Source organism: Candidatus Zixiibacteriota bacterium (genome assembly GCA_018820315.1).
Taxonomy (GTDB): domain Bacteria; phylum Zixibacteria; class MSB-5A5; order JAABVY01; family JAHJOQ01; genus JAHJOQ01.
In genome coordinates this window covers 1-2,266 of record JAHJOQ010000112.1, presented here as the reverse complement: position 1 = coordinate 2,266, position 2,266 = coordinate 1, and the positions used below count along the sequence as shown (strand labels likewise).

Genomic DNA, 2,266 nt, shown 5'->3' with positions numbered 1-2,266 from the left:
TTCCGGCGCATGATAGGGATTGGCTTTGAGTTTGCCAGCCGAGAGCAGTTCCCCGATATTAAGACCCTGCGCCAGGCCTAAATCCATCACCCGCAGAACGCTCTCGGAAGAGAGAGAAATCTCTTCGGGGCTGAACACCATCTGGATGATGCCTTGCCGGTGAAGCGCGTCCAGGTATTCACCCAACTGGCGAGCGATATCCAGGGCCAGATCGAGCGGCAGGCCGTTTCCGCCAGCGATCATACTGGCAAGCGACTTGCCTTCGAGGCTCTCTCGAACGATTACAGCCTGTCCCTTCACTTCACCGAAAGCCAGCATCTTGGCGACGTGAGGAGAATCAACCTGTCCAATCGGCTTCGCCAGCGGCTCGAAGCGCGCCAGAAAGTCCTCCGCAGTGACTTTCTTGGGCTTGACCGCGGTCGCGATCACTGCTTGATCTGTTTGTATGTTCTTCCCCCGATAGATGGTGAGTAGATCGGTTTCCTTGACCTGCTCTGAAATGAGATATATTTCAAGGATCGTTGTATTAAGCATAGATCAACCCTCACCCAGAATGAACTGCATTAATTTTACCTTGTTTATCGCCAGTTCGTCATGACTATCGCGGAAAACTCGTAGATTAATTACTCTCCACTTTGCAGTAATTTTATCGCGCAGTAAGGATTGTCCTGAATTCAACCTTATCCACGAGAACGGAATGATCGTCTGTATTGGGGTTGGGGTCCAGGTGGCGGGGGGAACAATCGGTGTTGAGATCGCAGCCTCCTCCCACCCAGACGTGGAACGACTACACCGTGAAGTTCGCCGCCGGGTACGTGTGGTGAGTATCTTCCCCAACCCAGCTTCTTGCCTGCGTCTGGTTTCCGCTGTGCTCAACGAGATTAGCGACGAATGGTTGACCGGTAGAACGTATTTGACTTTTCAAGGTTCAGACTAGCTCGTTCGTTTTCTTTCGAGGAAGCACTTGACCGAATTTACAGAAAAAACCTTGCACTATCAAGGGGGGAGGAAAGGTTCTCAATTGGTATAGCATGGATGCCTTTTATCTATACCAAAAAAAGAATAGATATCTTGTTTAATTATGGATTTGAAAGAGGTGCTGCTTGAAGTTTTGTAAGAAGAATTCTTGCAATATTTTCCACATATTCCAGTTCAACCTCATGTTCCCAGCCCCAACCAGAAACCAAATGGATATAGTTACGATAGCAGAAATAAACCAGATACGAAACGCGATATTCACCGCTTGATTGCATTTCTTTCCAAATAAAAGTACGATTTAACTCCCCAATCTTTTGTGGATCTATAATTTCAGTAAAGCTACCTTCTGTAACTTGCAGGCCAATATACTTCGTAATTGCAAGTTGTGCTCCCTCAGTAGTCTTGTACATTACCACATTGTCATGTATTTCTTCAGGAGCAATGACAGTGTTTGTCCCTCTTTTAAAGGTTACCACCCATCCATCAATACGCCCGGTTTCTGCAAGATATTCCCGACCTTTTTCAACTGTAAAATAACTTACTACCTCGTCATTATGAAGTGGGCTTATCCACGTCTCATCCGGTAAGAAATATTCTGCATCAGGAGGTAAATCCTCTATTCCCATAAGGAATATTTGAGGATCAAATTCAATAACTCGCAAATCGGGCGTAGGTGAGGGTGTTATCGTTGGTGTTTCTGTTGGTGTCTCAGTAGCCCCTCCGCCAAAAGTCGGCAGTTTATAGGGGGAACCCGGGCACCACGGCGGCTGCGGCCATGGCCCCGCAGGCGGGCAGATATCGAACACGCCCATCAAGATCACGCCCAAGATCACGCCGAGGAGACATAAACCAACGATTCCACCGAGCGCGGCTAACGAAATCCTGAGGATTCGTTTTGCGGCGGGGATTTTTTTCGATGGCGCCAAGGCTGGCTTCACGCGCTTGGGTTTCGCTTCTTCAACGACTTCAGCTGGCTTTGCAGTGGATAACCTGTTCAGCGCCCGCTCCATCGCTGTGACCATCTCCTCAGCCTTCTGATAGCGGTCATCCGGGCTTTTAGAAGTTGCCTTCAGGATGATCGTCTCGACATCCTCAGGAATGTCCGGATTGACCTGCCTCGGCATGGGCATCGGCGCGGTCAGGTGCTTGATGACGATGGCCATGGGCGTGTCAGCGCGGAAGGGAACATCCCCGGTGACCAACTCATACAGCATGATGCCCAAGGAGTAGATGTCGGTGCGTGCGTCCACCTTCGCCCCCTGTCCCTGCTCCGGCGACATGTACGCCG

General features: G+C 49.8%; 3 protein-coding genes. 1 reads left to right on the top strand and 2 read right to left on the bottom strand.

Going from position 1 to position 2,266, the window contains the following annotated elements; all coding sequences use genetic code 11:
- Positions 1-534 (bottom strand): protein kinase (locus KKH67_11355; protein MBU1319776.1); only part of this gene is annotated, 534 nt, incomplete at its 3' end.
- A gap of 163 nt (positions 535-697) precedes the next feature.
- On the opposite strand from KKH67_11355, the gene KKH67_11350 reads away from it, so the two are divergent.
- Complete coding sequence (locus KKH67_11350) at positions 698-937, top strand: transposase (GenBank protein ID MBU1319775.1); 240 nt, start codon at positions 698-700, stop codon at positions 935-937.
- 142 nt (positions 938-1,079) lie between these two features.
- Here the strand turns inward: KKH67_11350 and KKH67_11345 are convergent.
- Positions 1,080-2,266 (bottom strand): protein kinase (locus KKH67_11345; GenBank protein ID MBU1319774.1); only part of this gene is annotated, 1,187 nt, incomplete at its 5' end.

Bases quoted from the DNA above. Each gene is read 5' to 3' on its own strand.
- KKH67_11350 (MBU1319775.1), top strand. From the start codon at position 698: ATGATCGTCTGTATTGGGGTTGGGGTCCAGGTGGCGGGGGGAACAATC.